Origin of the sequence: Kitasatospora cystarginea, from assembly GCF_039533515.1 — a bacterium.
Lineage (GTDB): Bacteria > Actinomycetota > Actinomycetes > Streptomycetales > Streptomycetaceae > Kitasatospora > Kitasatospora cystarginea.
The window spans coordinates 305,698-322,919 of the sequence record NZ_BAAATR010000003.1 but is presented as its reverse complement, the minus strand read 5'-3'; the positions used below and the strand labels follow the sequence as shown (position 1 = coordinate 322,919).

14 protein-coding genes are annotated in these 17,222 nt (G+C 73.2%); 9 read left to right on the top strand and 5 right to left on the bottom strand.

All coding sequences use genetic code 11. The annotated features are described in order from the left end of the window. Positions 1-125 precede the first annotated feature (125 nt). The 5 genes from ABD369_RS05360 (at position 126) to ABD369_RS05340 (ending at position 6,826) form a co-directional block, all read left to right on the top strand. On the top strand, positions 126-785 hold the full coding sequence (locus ABD369_RS05360) for a DedA family protein (RefSeq protein WP_344635021.1): 660 nt from the start codon (positions 126-128) through the stop codon (positions 783-785). 112 nt (positions 786-897) lie between these two features. Further along, positions 898-2,655, top strand: a complete 1,758-nt coding sequence (locus ABD369_RS05355; RefSeq protein ID WP_344635020.1) for a threonine/serine exporter family protein — start codon at positions 898-900, stop codon at positions 2,653-2,655. Positions 2,656-2,710: 55 nt separating this feature from the next. Further along, positions 2,711-3,874: a hypothetical protein gene (locus ABD369_RS05350; RefSeq protein ID WP_344635019.1), complete on the top strand. Its 1,164-nt coding sequence runs from the start codon at positions 2,711-2,713 to the stop codon at positions 3,872-3,874. Between the two features lie 196 nt (positions 3,875-4,070). After that, entirely contained in the window at positions 4,071-5,396 is a 1,326-nt protein-coding gene (locus ABD369_RS05345) for a C40 family peptidase (protein WP_344635018.1), read from the top strand. A 149-nt stretch (positions 5,397-5,545) separates the two neighbouring features. Further along, the gene (locus ABD369_RS05340) at positions 5,546-6,826 is read left to right on the top strand and encodes a GNAT family N-acetyltransferase (protein ID WP_344635017.1); all 1,281 of its coding nucleotides are present in this window, start codon (positions 5,546-5,548) and stop codon (positions 6,824-6,826) included. Positions 6,827-6,961: 135 nt separating this feature from the next. On the opposite strand, the gene ABD369_RS05335 is transcribed toward ABD369_RS05340, so the two are convergent. Beyond that, positions 6,962-7,804: a TetR/AcrR family transcriptional regulator gene (locus ABD369_RS05335; protein ID WP_425557537.1), complete on the bottom strand. Its 843-nt coding sequence runs from the start codon at positions 7,802-7,804 to the stop codon at positions 6,962-6,964. Positions 7,805-8,048: 244 nt separating this feature from the next. Here ABD369_RS05335 and ABD369_RS05330 point away from each other — a divergent pair, with 244 nt between their 5' ends. Beyond that, a complete protein-coding gene (locus ABD369_RS05330; protein ID WP_344635016.1) occupies positions 8,049-8,582 on the top strand; it encodes a GNAT family N-acetyltransferase in 534 nt (177 codons plus the stop codon). Between the two features lie 43 nt (positions 8,583-8,625). On the opposite strand, the gene ABD369_RS05325 is transcribed toward ABD369_RS05330, so the two are convergent. Then, positions 8,626-9,120, bottom strand: a complete 495-nt coding sequence (locus ABD369_RS05325) for a macro domain-containing protein (protein WP_344635015.1) — start codon at positions 9,118-9,120, stop codon at positions 8,626-8,628. A gap of 10 nt (positions 9,121-9,130) precedes the next feature. Beyond that, positions 9,131-10,393: an MFS transporter gene (locus ABD369_RS05320; RefSeq protein ID WP_344635014.1), complete on the bottom strand. Its 1,263-nt coding sequence runs from the start codon at positions 10,391-10,393 to the stop codon at positions 9,131-9,133. Between the two features lie 152 nt (positions 10,394-10,545). Here ABD369_RS05320 and ABD369_RS05315 point away from each other — a divergent pair, with 152 nt between their 5' ends. Then, positions 10,546-11,508 carry a LysR family transcriptional regulator gene (locus ABD369_RS05315; RefSeq protein WP_344635013.1) on the top strand — a complete coding sequence of 321 codons (963 nt, stop codon included), beginning with the start codon at positions 10,546-10,548 and terminating at the stop codon, positions 11,506-11,508. Positions 11,509-11,696: 188 nt separating this feature from the next. Here the strand turns inward: ABD369_RS05315 and ABD369_RS05310 are convergent, their stop codons facing one another. Both ABD369_RS05310 and ABD369_RS05305 read right to left on the bottom strand, forming a co-directional pair. Then, positions 11,697-12,302 (bottom strand): YceI family protein, encoded by a 606-nt coding sequence (locus ABD369_RS05310; RefSeq protein ID WP_344635012.1) that lies wholly within the window; start codon positions 12,300-12,302, stop codon positions 11,697-11,699. A 255-nt stretch (positions 12,303-12,557) separates the two neighbouring features. After that, a complete protein-coding gene (locus ABD369_RS05305; protein ID WP_344635011.1) occupies positions 12,558-13,100 on the bottom strand; it encodes a DinB family protein in 543 nt (180 codons plus the stop codon). A gap of 137 nt (positions 13,101-13,237) precedes the next feature. Between ABD369_RS05305 and ABD369_RS05300 the strand changes: the two genes are divergently transcribed. Together ABD369_RS05300 and ABD369_RS05295 are read left to right on the top strand one after the other, a co-directional pair. Further along, entirely contained in the window at positions 13,238-16,744 is a 3,507-nt protein-coding gene (locus ABD369_RS05300; RefSeq protein ID WP_344635010.1) for an SNF2-related protein, read from the top strand. Beyond that, positions 16,741-16,950: a hypothetical protein gene (locus ABD369_RS05295; RefSeq protein ID WP_344635009.1), complete on the top strand. Its 210-nt coding sequence runs from the start codon at positions 16,741-16,743 to the stop codon at positions 16,948-16,950. The genes ABD369_RS05300 and ABD369_RS05295 overlap by 4 nt, the downstream gene beginning before the upstream one ends. Positions 16,951-17,222 lie beyond the last annotated feature (272 nt).

Genomic DNA, 17,222 nt, shown 5'->3' with positions numbered 1-17,222 from the left:
GGCCCGCCCCTGCGAGAAGGTCAACCTTCGGTCAACTCAAGGAAGTTGGCCCTCACCTTGGTGAAGACTTTACCATTTCATTGCTCGGACAATACCGGCCGTACCACCTGTCAGGGGTTCAGCGCATGACCAGCCTCGCCCTCGGCCCGTCCTGGCTCGATCCCACCGCCCTGATCTCCGCCTTCGGCCTGCTCGGCATCCTCGTGGTCGTGTTCGCCGAGTCCGGCCTGCTGATCGGCTTCTTCTTGCCCGGCGACTCGCTGCTGTTCACCACCGGCCTGCTGGTCGCCGACGGCACTCTCGGCTGGCCGCTCCGGCTGGTCTGCCCGCTCATCGTGGCCGCGGCCGTGGCAGGCGACCAGGCCGGCTACCTGTTCGGGCGGAAAGTCGGCCCCGGTCTCTTCCAGCGCCCTGACTCCCGCTGGTTCAAGCAGGAGAATGTGGAGAGGGCGAGCGCCTTCTTCGACCGGCACGGAGCCAAGGCGATCGTGCTGGCCAGGTTCGTCCCGGTCGTCCGCACCTTCGCGCTGATCGTGGCGGGCGTGGGCCGGATGAACTACCGGACCTTCGTCCTGTGCAACGTGCTCGGCGCGGCGCTCTGGGGCGGCGGCGTCACCGTCCTCGGCCATGTGCTCGGCCGGATCGGCTTCGTCCGGGACGACATCGAGGCGATCTTGGTCACGGTCGTCCTGGCGTCGGTGCTCCCGGTCGTGGTCGAACTGCTGCGTGCCCGCCGGGCGGATCGCGCGAACCGGCACCGGCCGGTGGACGAGTTGGTCGAGTAGTCGGCGCAGAGGCTTCCGCTCCGTATATGTGCGTTCGCGCGTTCGATCAGGCAAGGTGGGACAAAAGATCACATCGGTGGCCGGATGCCACCAGGGGCGGCGAGGAGTGGTAGTGCCTAAGCGGGGCCGAGGCCGATCGGGCGGCGGCAAGAAGGTCAGGGGCGGGCGGGCGGTCAGGCCGGAGCCGAAGCCCGTACCACCGCGCGAGGCGCCGCCCACCGAGGGGCTGCTCGGCTCCGCGGCGCCGCCCGTCGAGCGGCCCACCGTCATCCCGCTCGCCCCGCCGCCGGTCGAGACCGAGGGCCTGCTGCGCCCGGCCGAGCCCGAGCCGTCGGACGCCCGCCCGGCGACCGGCCCGGAGGACACCCTCACCCCCGAGGTCTGGCGCGCCGTCGGCTACGGCCTGCCCGCCGGTCTCGACGTCTCGGCCCTCAGCCCCGGCGCACCCGGCGCCGCGCCCTGGCCGGACCGGATGCGCACCCTGCTGCGCACGCCGATGTCCGAACGCCCCGCCTTCGAGCGCACCCAGCGCGAGAAGCCGGAGGCGGCGAGCAAGAAGAACATCCCCCGCGTCCTCGACCTGACGCTGCGGATCGCCGAGCTGCTGCTCGCCAGCGGCGAGGCGGCCGAGGACGTCGAGGCCGCGATGCTGGGCATCACCCACGCCTACGGCCTGGACCACTGCGAGCCGCAGGTCACCTTCACCCTGATCGGTATCTCGCACCTGCCCTCCCTGGTCGAGCCGCCGGTCACGGCCGACCGGGTGGTGCGCCGCCGGACCACCGACTACACCCGGCTCGCCGCCGTCTACAGGCTGGTCGGGGACATCACCGCCGAGAAGATCTCGGTCAACGACGCCTACCGCCGCCTCGCCGAGATCCGCCGCAACCGGCACCCGTACCCGGTCTGGCTGCTGGCGCTGGCCACCGGCCTGCTGGCCGGGTCGGCGTCGTTCCTGGTGGGCGGGCGGCTGGACGCCAAGGCATGGTTGGTCTTCGCCAGCGCCTTCGTCGCCGCCATCCTGGGCGACCGGTTCGCCGCGCTGATCGCCCGCCGCGGTCTGCCGGAGTTCTACCAGTTCGTGGTCGCCGCGATGCCCGCCGCGGCCTCGGGCATCGTCCTCTCGTTCAACCACCTCGGCCTGCGCGGATCCGTGGTGATCACCGGTGGACTCTTCGCCCTGCTGCCCGGGCGCGCCCTGATGGCCGCCGTGCAGGACGGCCTCACCGGCTTCTACATCACTGCGGCCGCCCGGCTGCTGGAAGTCCTCTACCTGGTCGCGGGCATCATCATCGGCGTCATGCTGATCCTCTACCTCGGGCTGACCTTCGGCGCCAAACTCAACCCGAGCGAGAGCCTGACCGGCTACAGCCACCCGCCGGTGCAGCTGGTGGCCGCGATGCTGGTGACCTTCGCCTTCGCGATACTGCTGCAGACCGACCGCAGAAAGCTTCCGCTGGTCACCCTCAACAGCTGCATCGGCTGGTCCACCTACGGGGTGCTCACCCTCAACGCCCACGTCTCCGCGGTGGTGGCCACCGGGATCGCCGCCGGCATGGTCGGCCTGTTCGGCCAGCTGATGGCCCGTTACCGGCACGCCTCCTCGCTGCCGTACGTGACCGCCGCGATCGGCCCGCTGCTGCCCGGCTCCGCGATCTACCTCGGTATGCTCTCCTTCACCCAGAACCAGCCCGTCACCGGCCTGGTCGCGGTCGGCCGGGCCGCCGCGCTCGCCCTGGCGCTGGCCGTCGGTGTGAACCTCGGAGGCGAGATCGCCCGCCTCTTCCTCAAGCAGCCGGGCGCCGAACTGTCCCTCGCGGCCTCGCTGGGCGTGCCGCGCCGAGCCGCCAAACGCACCCGGGGATTCTGACCGGGTGTTAGCCGGAAGGCGCCCCGAGGATCACGGAACGAAGGCACCGCGACCCATGACCAGTACGCTTTTGGACGGTTACCGCACGCATATCGTCACCACGCACAAGCAGCCGCTGTTCCTGCTGCTGGTCGGGTTCATCTGCTCCTTCGTGCTGATCAGGTTCAGCGTCCGGATGATCCGCGCCAGGGTCCGCTGGTGGCCGGGCAACATCACGCCCGGCGGCCTGCACATCCACCACATGGTCTTCGGCCTCGGCTTCCTGCTGCTCGGTGGCATCGGGGTGTTCGCCGCCAACGGCGGCCATCCGTGGATCGACTGGTTCGGCCTGGCCTTCGGGATCGGCTGCGGCCTGGTGCTGGACGAGTTCGCGCTGATCCTGCACCTGGACGACGTCTACTGGAGCGAGCAGGGGCGCAAGTCCGTGGACGCCGTCATCCTCGGCATCCTGGGCACCGCCCTGCTGCTCACCGGGTACGTGCCGCTCGGGGTGGTGCCCGGCCAGACCGCATCCGCCGAGGCCGGCCGTTGGGGCGTGGTCGCGGTGATCGCGGTGAACGCCCTGGTATCGGTCGTCACCCTGCTCAAGGGCAAGGTGTGGACGGGTCTGCTCGGCATGATGGTGCCCGGGCTCTCCTGGATCGGCGCCGTCCGGCTGGCCCGCCCCAGCAGCCCCTGGGCCCGCTGGTGGTACCCGAGCCGGCCCCGCCGCGCGGCGCGTGCGCTACGGCGCGAGCGCCTCCTGCACCAGCGGGCGGACCGGGCGCGCACCTGGCTCTTCGACCTGATCGCCGGGGCGCCCGACAAGGTCCCGGCGCACCACACCGCCACCCACCGGGTCGCGGAGCGCATGGCGGCCCGGGCCACCGCACACCTCGACGCCCATGCCGCCCGTGCCCTCGCCCGCCGCTCCGCCCGGCTGGCCGACCGCCGCTCGGCCGCCGCAGCCGGTGCGGCCCTCGCCGCCGCGACCGACCCCGCACGGCACAACCGCGCACAGCAGCGCCGCCGCGTGGTACGCGCCGGGCGCAGCCGCGGCTACGCCGTGCGCCTGCCTGCCTGGGTCGGCCGGCCGGGTGCGGCCGGCGGCCTTCGCGCCGGTGTCCGCCGGGGCGAGGGTGGCACGCCGGGCTCCGGGGCCGCCTGCGGGCCGGAGGCCCGCACGGGCCGTCGCTACCCCGGGCACCCCCGGCTGCCCCACCCGGCACCCCGGCGCTGACCGCGCGGCCGGCGTTCACCGGCTAAGTCGCGGGCGGAAGCTGACGCCGGATCGGCGGAGGGCACATCTCACCCGACAGGGCGCACGGGGATGACCTCGGCTTGATGCGAGATCTGAGATATTGCGTCGAGTGACCGAATTGTCACCTGATGAGATCTTTGATCGATTATCAGATACCGCGAGAGAGGGCCCGCCCATGGCACGCAGACTCCTGTCGACGCTCCTGCTGGCATCCTCGAGTCTGCTCGGACTGCTCCCCGCGGCCGCTGCCGCGCCGAGTGCAGTGGTGAACGTCCCGCCGTTGCTGGCGTCCCCTGTCGATCCCCCTGATCCCGCGGCCGAAGAGGCCGCCCCGGCCTGGACCGACGCCACCGTGAAGGCCGACGCCACCGTGAAGGCCGACGCCGCCGTGAGGGCTGACGCCACCGTGAAGGCCGACGCCGCCGTGAGGGCTGACGCCACCGCGAAGGACGACGACGCCGACGCGATCGAGGCCCGACTGACCGCCGCCCAGACCGAACTCGCGGACGCCGACCGGGCCGCCGAACAGGCTGTGGAGGCGTACAACGGGGCGCAGGCACAGCTGGCCAGGGCCCGTACCGCCTCGGCCGAGGCAGCCAGGCGCGCTGCCGCGGCCGAGGCGGACCGCGCCGACGCCGCCGAACGCGCCGGTCAGCTCGCCGCCGAGTCCTACCGCCAGGGCATCAGCGCCGAACTCTCCGCGATCAACGCCCTGCTGAGCGCCAAGGGCCCGCGCGCCGTCAGGGACCAGGCCACCGCCGTCGGTGCGGCCGGAGCCCGCATCCGGGAGATCTTCGACTCGGCCACCGCCACCGCCGCCGCGGCGGCCGACGCTGCCACCGCCGCCCGTGAGGCCGAGCAGACCGCCATCCGCGCCGCCGAGGCCGTACGGACGGCCAAGGAACGGGCGCAGGCCAGGGTCGAGGCCCAGCAGGCCCGGGTCGACGAGATCACCAAGCGCCGTGAGGACCTGCTCGCGGAACTCGCCGCCGCCCACAACACCACCATCGAGCAGGAGCGGCAGCGGCGCGAGGACCAGGAGTCGAGTGCCGAACTCGCCGCGGCGGAGGCGGCCAGAGTGGCCACCGAGGCCACCGGCACCCCCTCGAACCCGGCGGCGGACAGCGCCTGGTCGGCCAGTGGCGCGGAGGCGGCCGTCGCCTTCGCCCGCTCCAAGATCGGACTGCCCTACCTCTGGGGTGGTGAGGGGCCGGAGGGCTTCGACTGCTCCGGCCTCACCATGAAGGCCTGGCGGCACGGCGGCAAGTCCCTCACCCACTTCGCCGCCACCCAGTACGCCGAGTCCACCCCGATCGGCTACCACCAACTCAGGCCCGGCGACCTGGTGTTCTGGACGCACACCGGCCGCGCCGCTGACATCTACCACGTGGCCATCTACATCGGCGACGACCAGATGATCGAGGCCCCGCGCCCCGGCAGGGCGATCAAACAGGCCAGCCTCTGGATCATGGGCCGCCCGGACTTCTACGGCCGCCCGTAGCGCCCGGGCCCGCGCCGCAACCACGTGACGCCGCTCGGCGCGAGCCGGCGGGACCGGTCGGCCCGGGCGCCCCTCGGGAGTCGGTGGAGGCTCAAAGGGAGGTGAAGAAATCCCGGCGGAGAGTCGAAATGCCCGCGTACGGTGGCCAGATGGGCAACGACACGCATGGTCGGACCGGTCAGGACATCGAGGTCAGATACATCGGCGAGGACGAACTCCCGGTCTGGGATCGGGCGATCAGCCGGGGGTTCCTCCGGCCGTACAGTGCGGACGCTACCGAGTACCGCCGCCGGCTGTTCGAACCGGGGCGCTGGCAGGGCGCGTTCGACCGGTCCGACGGGGGGCGCTGCGTCGGGACGTTCCGCAGCTTCGACACCGAGCTGACGGTTCCCGGGGGCGCTGCCATCGAGGTCGATGCCATCACCGGGGTGACGGTCAGCTCCACCCACCGCCGGCGCGGCCTGCTCAGCGGCATGATGCGCCGGGACCTCGCCGCGGCCCGTGAGCGCGGCTCGGTCGCGGCGATCCTGATCGCCTCCGAGTACAACATCTACGGCCGGTACGGCTTTGGTCCGGCGACCCGGGCGCACGGCCGGCAGATCGACCTGGCCAGGGCCGGCGGGCTCCGCGCGGAGCTGCCCGACTCACCCGGCGGCCGGATCGGCTTCGTGACCATGGAGGAGCTCGGCAAGCTCGGCCCCGAACTGCACGAGCGCTGGCGACTGACCCAGCCGGGCGCGATCAAACGCCTGCCGACCGGCTGGCAGCTGGCCACCGGCGAGGTCCAGTCGCCGGGACGCGTGTGGCAGGAGCCGTTCGCCGCCGTGCACCGGGACGCCGAGGGTGCCGTCACCGGCCTGGCGGTCTACCGCGTGGACGATGCCTGGGACGGCAGCTGTCCCAACTGCACCCTCACGGTCTACGACTTCCTCGCCCTCGATCGGGGCACCGCCGTCGCGCTCTGGCGGCTGCTGTTCTCGGTGGACTGGGTGCGCAGGATCGCGGTGGCGAACCTCTCCCCGGACGACGCGCTGCCGCTGTGGCTGAATGAGCCACGTGCGGCGACCCCGCACCCCGAGACCGCCGACCACACCTGGCTGCGCCTCCTCGACCTGCCCGCCGCCTTCGCAGCCCGTGGCTACGCCGCGCCCGGCCGGGTGGTGCTCCAGGTCGACGACCCGGAGGGGTACGTCGACGGGCGGTGGGCCCTGGAGGCCGGGGCCGACGGCGCCGGACGCTGCACGCCGACCGAGGACGAGCCGGACCTGGCACTCGACGCGGGCGTCCTCGCCTCGCTCTACCTCGGCGGTGAGACGGTGCCCCGGCTGGCCGCCGCCGCGCTGGTCACCGAGCTGCGCCCGGGCGGGGTCGCCGCGGCCGACCTGCTGCTGCGCACGCCGCTCGCGCCGTGGAACCCGGACGGTTTCTGACCGGGGAGGTCCGGCAGGCTCCGCCCGCGCCGGTCCGGCAGGCTCCGGACCGGTGCGCCAGAGCCCTGTCCGTTCGGGGGGACAGGGCTCCGCGGCCGTCCGGCGGGCCGCCGCGCGGCGGCCGGACCGGGGCCGCTACTTCGTGGTGCGGCCGATCGTCGGCAGGATGAAGTCCTGGATCAGCCCCTTGGCGTCCCGGACTATCGGGCGGAAGACCCGGAAGCGGGACAGGTTGATGATGCGCGCGGCCATCGGGGTCGAGCGGCGGACGAACTCGCGGGTGCGCTCGGTGTCCGGGGTCCGGTCGAAGACCCAGTAGAGGACGACGATCATCAGGTGCAGCCAGAGCAGGTCGGGCAGCAGCTCGGCGAGCTCGGCGTCCAGCTTCGGCGCGAGCTCGGAGCCGCTCAGCGTCTCGCCGAACAACTCCACCGCCGTCTTCCGCGCGGGGTGCGACTCGCTGGAGAAGGGGCTCAGCGAACTCGTCGGGTCGGCCGCCGTACGGAAGAACTGGGCGGCGAACTCGTGGTACTCGGCCGCGCAGTCGATCCAGGAGGTGAGGGCGATCTCCAGCCGCTCGGCGAAATCGGTGGTTCCGGCCATGCGGATGCGGGCGTCGGCGGCATGCTCGTACGTCATCCGGTCGTAGAACCCCTGGATCAGGAATTCCTTCTTCTCGAAGTAGTAGTAGGCGTTCCCGACCGAGACGCCCGCCTCGGCGGCGATGGCGCGCATGGTGGTCTTCTCGTAGCCGCGCTCCTGGAACAGCCGCATCGCGGTTTCGAGGATCAGCGCACGGGTCTGCTCGCTCTTGTCGGTCTTGGGTTGCGCCCGCCCGCCGCGCACCTCGGCAGGCAGCAGCCCGGGAACGGGCGGCCTGTGCTCCGAGGCGTCCGTTCCGGTCGGGCCGTCCGTGCCGATCGGGCTTGCCGCGCTGATCGGGTCGCTTCCACCGTTCGTCGTTGCCGCGTCGTCCACGGTCCCCGAGCCTAGCGGGACGCGATGGCGGCCCGTCCGCCGTCATCGCGTCCCGCGTGGTACCGGATTCCCCCGGAGGTCCCGGTACCACGCGGTTTGATCCCCCCTGCCCCCTCATCACCCCGAGGTTTCCGGTGTCCAGTCGGCAACCCCCGCAGTTTCGAACGCGTTCAAAACTGCCTGGCGATAACTCTAGAGATAGTTTCGAACGCGTTCAAGTGGACGGGCATGGGAGGATCGTCACATGAACCGTCAGCCCGTCATCCGCGTCGGTGGTGCCGCCGACGCCGAAGCCGTCGCGGCTCTGCACTCCGAGAGCTGGCGCACCGCGTACGCCGGAATCGTTCCGCCCGAGGCGCTGGGCGACGGGCTGCTGGAGGAACGCCGCGAGGTGTGGGCGATCCGGCTGACCGCCGACTACGGCGAACCCGCCAGGACCCCGCTGCTGCTGATCGCCGAGCGGGACGGCGAGACGGTCGGCTTCGCCTACCTCGTCCCGCAGTCCGACGGGGGCCGGGTGCTGCTGGACAACCTGCACGTCCGCCCGGGGCTCACCGGCGGCGGTATCGGGCGCACTCTGCTTCGCGAGGCGCTGGCGCGTACTGCGCACGCCCCGCTCTATCTGGAGGTGCTGCGCGGCAACACCCGCGCGGTCGCCTTCTACGAGCGCGAGGGCGGTGTCCGCACCGACGAGCGCGACGGCCACTTCCCGGGCGGGCACGTACTGCCGGAGTACGAATACACCTGGCTGCCGGCTGCCCGGGGCGGCGCGGACTGAGCTCGGGTACCGGACGGATCGCGGGTGGGCGCGAGGTCGGCCGTCAGTCATGGTCGTAGACCGTCACCGGCACCCCCCGATCCGTCAGCCGAGCCGTGACCAGCGGCTCGACCAGCTCCCAGCGGCCGCCGGCCAGGCCGCAGCCGATCCGGGGCATGTGCACGGACGCGCCGAGCCGGAGCGCGTGCTCGCCGAGCCGGGCCAGTGCCGAGTCGACCGCCTCGTAGCGGACCGGCGCGCCCGTCGAGCGGCCCGTCCTGGTGCCCCGCTGGCCGATCAGGTTGGCCACCCACACGTACCGCTCGACCTGCACCAGCTGGACCGCGCCGAGGCCGAAGTCGTTGCCGGAGCGCTCGCGGTGCCAGCGCCGGTACGCCGCCTCCGGCGCGGGCCAGCGGCGGGAGAGCGCCACCACGAAGCCCTTGCCCCAGCCGCCCAGGTCGTTGCAGACGTGCGCGATCACCTTGACGCCCTTGCCCTGCGGCGCCGTGGCGTCCCCCCGCAGGTATTCGATCCCTGCTCTGCTGTCTTCCCCCATGGCCGCAACGCTAGCGGCCGGCACCGACAGCCACCGCCGAATTCTCCGCCGCCGAAGGCCCATGTGCGGCACGGGCCGCGGCGGGACGCCGCAGCCGGCGGTAGCCGAGCGCGGTGAGCAACACGGCCGATGCCGCGGCACCCGCCGGGAGGAGGTAGCCGGTACCGGGTGAGGCGTGCTGGGCGATCGCGCCGCCGAGCGCGGACCCGGCGGAGATCCCGACCACGATGCCGGACACGGCGAGCGACATGCCCTCGTTCAGCCTGCTCTCCGGTACTGACTCCTGGACCACCGTCATCCCGGCGACCATGGTCGGTGCCGTCCCGGAGCCGGCTGCGAACAGTGCGACGGCGAGGACGGTGAGCCCCGCCCCGGAGAGCGCGGCGGCCGTCGGCAGAAGGAGCAGCGCGGCCATCGCGGCCGTCCCCGCCAGTAGCCGGGCTGCCGCCGGCCGCCGGAAGCGGACCAGGCCGAAGGCCAGTCCGGACACGCAGGAACCGGCTGCCACCAGCGCCAACAGCCCGCCCCCGGCCGCCCGTTGGCCCAGTGCGTCGGAGTACGCGATGGTGGTGACCTCCATCGAGCCGAAGGCCACGCCGGTCGCGAGGAAGATCGGCAGCACCGCCCGCAGCCCGCCCGCCTGCCGGACGACGCCGCCCTCACCGTGTGCCGTCGGCCGCACCGGCGGTTCGGTACGGCGCTGCGCGGCGAACAGCAGCACACCGGTGACCGACAGCAGCCCGGCGATCAGCAGTCCGGCCTCCGGGAAGAACGAGGTGCAGAGCAGCATCGACAGCACCGGCCCGGCCATGAAGCAGAACTCGTCCAGGGCCTGTTCGAAGGAGTTGGCGAGATGGCGGGCGGCCGGGTCGTCCCGGTACAGGTGGGCCCAGCGGGCCCGCGCCATGCCGCCCAGGTTCGGCTGCACCGAGGCGGCCGGCCAGCAAACGAAGTACGTCCAGGCGGGCGCGCCGTAGTGCACGCAGAGCAGCAGCCCGGCGAACGGGACGGCGGCGGCCAGCACGCCACGCACCGCGACCCTCCGCTGGCCGTGCCGGTCGACCAGTCGCCCCAGCAGCGGCAGCCCGATGGCGACCGCCGCCACGCCGGCCGCCGAGACCGCGCCCGCCAGCGCGTACGAGTCCCGGCGGGCGGCGATCATCACCACGGTGCCGACACCCGTCATCGAGAACGAGAGCCGCCCGAGCAGTCCGGCCAGGGTGAAGGCGAGCGCCCCCGGTGGGGCGAAGAGGCGGCGGTACGAGGCGAGCACGGGTCTCCCGGGAGGGTGGTGGGGGGTGTGCCGCCAAGCCTCGCGGTGCCGGCCCGGGCCGGTCCAACACCTGTTCTGCCGGATTGACGCGTCCGTGTTGTCAATCGCGGGCGGCGGACGGGGTCGCTGAATCGCGTTGCTAACCTGCGGCCATGCCCGTTGACCTGCATCCGCGTCTGCTGCGCGGTTTCCTGGCCACTGCCGAGACGCTGCACTTCGGCCGGGCCGCGCAGCGCCTGCACATCGCGCAGCAGGCCCTCAGCCGGGACATCCGGGCGCTGGAGCGGGCGTTGGGCGGCGCGCTGTTCAGCCGCACCACCCGAGCCGTCCAACTCACCCCGGCGGGCGAGCAGTTGCTGCCGAAGGTGCGCCGACTACTGGCGCTGCACGACGAGATCGTGGCCGGCTCCGGCGACCGGGCGCTACTGGTCGATCTCAACAGCGCGGTCAGCGGCGCGGACCTGACCGCCGACCGGCTGCTCGCCGCCGCCCGCGCCGCGCTGCCCGGTGGCGAACTCCTCGCCCGCTACTGCGGTGGACTGGCCGGTGCCGCGGCGGAGTTGCTGGCGCACCGGCTGGACGTCTCGTTCGGGCGCTTCGCCGGCCTTCCGGCGCCGGTGCGGTCCCAACTCGCCCACACACCCGTCCGGCTGGAGCGCATGGCGGTGCTGTTGCCGGCCGGCCATCCGCTCGCCGGGCGGGCCGCGGTGCCGCTGGCCGCCCTGGCCGGGCACCCGCTCGACGTCTGCGCGGGCAACCAGGCGACCACCGAGTGGTCCGACCTCGGCCGCCGGCTCGCCGCCGAGCACGGCCTGGTGACCGCGCGGCCCTACACCCCGCCGGTCGGCGCGGACGAGATGGCCCACTACCTGGCGCGGCACGGCGAGGCGGTGCTCACCACGGTCGGCGGTCCGGAGATCCCCGGATCGGTCACCCGGCCGCTGGTCGATCCGGTGCCGCTGAGCCTGGTCTGCCTGGTCCACCGTCCGGAGCTGCGCCACCCCGGGCTGGACGCGCTGCGCGCCGCGGCGGCGGAGTTCGGCGCGCGCGAGGGCTGGTTGCGGCGCCCGCCGGGCAGCTGGCTGCCGGGGGAGGATGCCGCGCTACTGGGGTGATCCCGGGCGGAGCGGCTTCTCCCCGTCGGAGGTGACCCCGTCGGAGGTGACCGGGTCGGGGGTGGCCGCGTCGGAGGTGACCGGGTCGGAAGTAGCGGCGTCGGAAAAGCGTTCGGCCTCCCGGGCCGACCCCGCCGACGGGGGAGCGGCGGGGGCGGCCCGGGAGGCCGAACGTGTTCGGGGATGGATCAGGAGGCCCTGACGGCGGAGATGTCGAAGGTCAGCTTGACCTTCTCGCCGATCAGCACGCCACCGGTCTCCAGCGCCGCGTTGTAGGTGAGGCCCCACTGGGTGCGGTCGATGGTGGTCGAGCCCTCGAAGCCGACCCGGTTGGCGCCGTAGACGTCGGTCGCACTGCCCGTGAAGTCGAGGTCGAGGGTGACCGGGCGGGTGGTGTCCTTGATGGTGAGGTTGCCGGACATCCGGTACGAGTCGTCGCGCAGCCGCTGGATGGAGGTGCTGCGGAAGGCGATCTCCGGGTAGGTGTCGGCGGCGAAGAAGTCGCCGGTGCGCAGGTGCTCGTCGCGCTGGGCCTGGTTGGTGTCGATGCTGGCGACCTTGATCACCAGTTCGGCGGAGGAGTTGGCCGGGTTGCTGCCGTCCAGCTGCAGCTTGCCCTCGTACTCGGCGAACTCGCCGCGGACATTGGTCACCATGGCGTGGCGCACGCCGAAGCCGATCCGGCTGTGGGCCTGGTCGATGGTGTAGGCGCCGGTCAGATGGGACAGGTCGGGTCCGGCGGAGGCCGGTGCGATGACGGCGGCGGTGGTCTTGTTGCGGCTGAAGATGCCCATGGCTCCTCCTGAAATCCGAAGCCAGTTGTTTAGGCTTCAACTTGTTGGCTCCACTATAGCCCTATTTCGTTCAATGTTCAACCATGAGTGGGGGGATTCCCGAAGGAATCCCCCCACTGGCTCGATCCGTCGCGCGGCAACGGGTGCACGCCGGGCGTATCTCCCGGAGAACGCTCCGGGTGCCCCCAGAGCGCGCTCCGGGCGCGCCTCCCGGAGAACGCTCCCCGGTGGCCGGCCCTCCGCCGGCCATCCAGTTCAGCCCTTTGCCACCTCCTCGGCGGCGTCCACCAACTCGAAGGCCGTCCGGCCGTCGGTGCTCTCCCGGATGATGTCCGCGTGCCCCGCGTGGCGCGCCACCTCCTCGATCAGGTGCATCAGGATCCAGCGCGCGGTGCGGCGGCTGCCCGGCGGGAACCACGGGGCGGTCGGCAGCGCCGCGTCCACGTCCAGATCGGGCAGGCTGCGGATGGCCTCCTCGGTCTCGGCGGCCACCGCTTCGTACTCCTTGAGCCAGCCCGCCAGCGTCTCGCCGTCGAGCAGCCGGTGCTCGTCCGCCCAGTCGTCCGGCGTGACCTTTCCGCGCTCGTCGTCCATCAGGATGCCGAGGATCCAGAACCGCTCGCACCGTGCCACGTGCTTGACCAGTCCGGCCACCGACAGGCTGCTCACGCTGGGTGTGGCCGCCGCCTGCTCCTCGGTCAGCCCGAACGCGGCGCGGCGGATCGCGCCGCGCTGGGCGTCCAGGAAGGCCAGCAGGCCGTCGCGCTCATCGCTCTCCGCGCGCACCAGGATGGGCATGTCGACTCCCTCTCGTCGTGGGGTTGCCCCGCTTCGGTAGGACCGACGTTAGCCAGCGTTTAGGGCAGGATCTGTCCGCTACTCGACTCCGGTTAGGGTCGATCGAGTCAGTGTTCGCTCCCCGGGAGGCCAGGCCGATGTACGCCCTGCACGCGCTCTGGCGGGCCGACGGCCGCCTGGCCCTCTGGGCGGAGGACGCGCGGGCCTTCGGCAGGCCGTCCCGCGAGGCCCGCGAGGCCCGTGCGGCTGGCGCGGCCGGCGCCACGCCGCTCGGGCCGACGGGTGGGCTCTCCGATGTGCCCGCGGTTCTCAGTGCGCCCGGCGCGGCCGTCGTGCCGGAAGCCGAGCCTGCGCCGGGAGCAGCCGCGGTGAGCCGGGCGCTCACTGCGAGCGCTGCGCGCCCGGTGCACAAGGGCGCACGTACGGCAGTGCACCCGTACGCGTGCCCCGCCGACGCACTCACGCGCCTCCTCGGTGCCATCGGCCCCGGGCTCGGCTGGCTGGCCGAACAGGCCCTCGAGCGGTGGGCCACCCTGCTGCTCCCCAGCCTGGGCGCCACGCCGGCCCCCTCCCCGCAGCTGCCCGTCGGCACCGTCCGGCGGGGTGTCACGCTGTCCTCGTGGCGGATCCCGGTACTGCTCTTCGAAGCACCCCAGGCCGCCCAGCTGCTCGGCGAACTCTTCGACCCGCACTGCTCCGTGGCCATCGCCGAACTCCCCGGGACCGGCCCGGTCGAGGTCGCGTACGGGGCCTCGCTGCGCTGGCTGACCGCCGTACACGACCTCGCCTGGCGGATGGTCGGCCAGGGCCGCGTACTGCCGGTGCTCCGCGCACGGGACGGTGTGCTCCGGGCGCACTGGCAGCCCGCACCCGACGCGGCCGCCCGGCGCGAAGCGGAGGCGCTCGCCGCGGGATGCCCGCCGGTCTGCCGCGCCGAGGACCGTCCCGGTGACCCCGCCCGGACCGGCACCGAACTGCTCGCCGACCTGCTGGACGTCCTGGTCGACCAGGAGACCCGGGTCGCCCTGGAGGCCGCACCACCCCCGTTGCGCCGTTCCCCTGCCACCACCGCCGAGTCCTGGCTGGCGGCGCTCCACACCGCCGACGGGCGCCTCGCGCCGGTGGTGCCACCGGTCCCGGCCGCCACCGAGGGCGCGAACGCGGCACGGCGGACCGCTGCGGAGCCCGCCGCGGCCGACCCCGCCGCCGCAGACCTCGGGGAGCGGCTGGCCGCCTGGCAGGCCGGGGCACCCGCGTCCGACCGGGCGCTACGCCTCTGCTTCCGGCTGTCCGAACCGCTCGGCCACGACGCCGACCTGCCGGGCCGTTCGGACCTCCCCGCCCCCGACCAGCCGGCGGGCGACGACGACTGGCGTCTGGACTTCCTCCTCCAGCCCGTCGACCAACCCTCCCTCCTCGTCACCGCCGCGGACCTCTGGTCCCGCGGCCCGGCGTGGGCGGCGCTCTCCCGACTGGTCGCCGACCCCGTCGGCGGCTACACCGCGGAACTCGACCGGGCCGTACTCCGCCGCCCCGAACTCCGCGCGGCGCTCCGCACCTCCCGTCCCACTGGTCTCACCCTCGGCCGGGCCCAGGCCCTCGGCTTCCTCCGCGAGGCCGCCCCCGCCCTGACCGAAGCCGGCTTCGGCGTGCTGCTCCCGGCCTGGTGGCAGCGCCGGCCGCGCCTCGGACTGGTGCTCAAGGCCGCTCGTACGCCCGTCGCGGGGGCGCTGGAGCGGACCGGCCGGATCGACCGCGACGCGGTGGTGGACTTCCGCTGGTCCGCTGCGATCGGCGACCTCACCCTCACCGCGCAGGAGCTGGCCGAGCTGGGAGCGGCGCAGCAGGGCCTGGTTCGGCTGCGCGGCCGGTGGATCGAGGCGGACGTGGAGCAGATCGCGACCGCGCTCGCTTTCCTCGCCCAGCGGGGCTCCGGGGTGATGTCCACAACGGACGTGCTGCGCCTGGCACTCGACCCCGCCGCGCAGGTCGCCGGGCTGCCGGTCGCCCGGGTCGAGGCAGCCGGCCCGCTCGGCGATCTCCTCGCCGGCCGTACCGGCGGTACGGGTGCCGCCGGTGCTCCGGGCGGCGGGGCGCACACGCCGCCCGCGCTCCCGGCCGGCTTCGGGGCGACCCTTCGCCCGTACCAGGAGCGGGGCCTGGCCTGGCTGCACAGCCTCGCCCGACTCGGCCTGGGCGCCGTACTCGCCGATGACATGGGGCTCGGCAAGACGGTGCAGACCCTCGCCCTGCTCGCGGTCGAGCACACCGAGGCAGCCGGACGGCCCTCGAAGGGCCGGGCGGCCGCGCGGGCGAACCTGCTGGTCTGCCCGATGTCCCTCGTCGGCAACTGGCAGCGGGAGGCCACGCGGTTCGCCCCGATGCTGCGCGTCCACGTCCACCACGGCGCGGACCGGGCGGCGGGGTCGGTCACCCGGGCCGTCGCGGACGGGGCCGATCTGGTGATCACCACCTACGGTCTGGTGCAGCGGGACGCCGAGGAGCTGGGCCGGATCCCCTGGCGCCGGGTGATCGCGGACGAGGCGCAGTTCATCAAGAACGCGGCCACCGCCCAGTCCCGGGCGGTCCGTTCACTGCGGGCCGGGCACCGGATCGCGCTCACCGGCACACCGGTCGAGAACCGGCTCGCCGAGCTGCACGCTGTCCTCGACTTCGCCAACCCGGGCCTGTTCGGCTCCGCAGAGTCCTTCAAGGAGCGCTACGCCATCCCGGTCGAGCTCAACGGGAACGCGACGCTGACCAGCCGGCTCCGCAGGCTGACCGGACCGTTCATGCTCCGCCGGTCCAAGTCGGACCCGGCGGTCGCGGCCGAGCTGCCCGCAAAGCAGGAGATCACGGTCTGGTGCAACCTCACCGCCGAGCAGGCCGGGCTCTACCGGGCGGTGGTGGCCGACCTCTCGCGGCGCCTGGCGGGCGTGCGCGGGGTGGAGCGCCAAGGCGCCGTGCTCGCCGCGATCGGCAAGCTCAAGCAGGTGTGCAACCATCCCTCCCAACTCCTGCGCGACCGTTCGGCGTTCGGTGGCCGATCGGGCAAGGTGGAGCGCCTGGAGGGGATTCTGGCGGAGGCGCTCGCGGAGGACGGCCGGGTCCTGGTCTTCACCCAGTACGCGGAGTTCGGCCGGATGCTCCAGCCCCACCTGGCCGCCCGGTTCGGCGAGGAGGTGCTCTATCTGCACGGGGGTGTGCCGAAGCGCCGGCGCGAGGAGATGGTCGCCCGCTTCCAGGCGCCGGACGGGCCCCGGATCTTCCTGCTGTCGCTCAGAGCGGGCGGCACCGGACTCAACCTGACCAATGCCAACCACGTGGTGCACCTCGACCGTTGGTGGAACCCGGCGGTGGAGGACCAGGCGACCGACCGCGCCTTCCGGATCGGCCAGCGCCGGGACGTCCAGGTGCGGCGTCTGGTCTGCGTCGGCACCGTGGAGGAGCGGATCGCCGAACTGATCGAGTCCAAGCGGTCGTTGGCCAAAGCCGTGGTCGGCGAGGGTGAGCACTGGCTCGCCGATCTGTCCACCGGCGCGCTGCGCGAACTGGTCTCCCTCTCCGCCGACGCGATCGGCGAGTTCGAGGCGCCGGATGACGCGAGTGCGGGCAGACCTGCCGTGGGGGTGAGTGACCGATGACCGACGCGCAGCCGTTGTCCGAGCTTCTGGACACCTTCTGGGAGGGCGAGTTCACCCTCCGTCCTGCCTCACCGGACTCCGCGGCCGGAGCGTCGTCCGACTCGGCCCTCGCCGGCCTCGGCCCTGCGGGCATCCGGATCGTCGGACGTGATCTCGCCGCCCTGCTCGCCCCCGCCTACCGCCGGCTGACCGGATCCGCCGACTGACGCCCGGCGGTGTGCACTGCCGTCCCGCCTCCCGATGAGCGCGGCCGGGCCACTGCCGCCGGGTCGGCCGGCCGCGAGCACAGGCGCGAGTCGGGCCGCACCCCGGACCCGGAGGCGGCCGGGGTGGTGGTGGATCGGGAAGAGCTCACTGTCCTGTCTCAGTGAGGGTGAACCATGCCGAGGCTGTGACCCGGGGTGTCAAGATTGACTGAGACGAGCTGCGGGTTGTCGTCTCAGTCAATCTGATGCCTGAGCGCCCTGCGCGGCCTCGC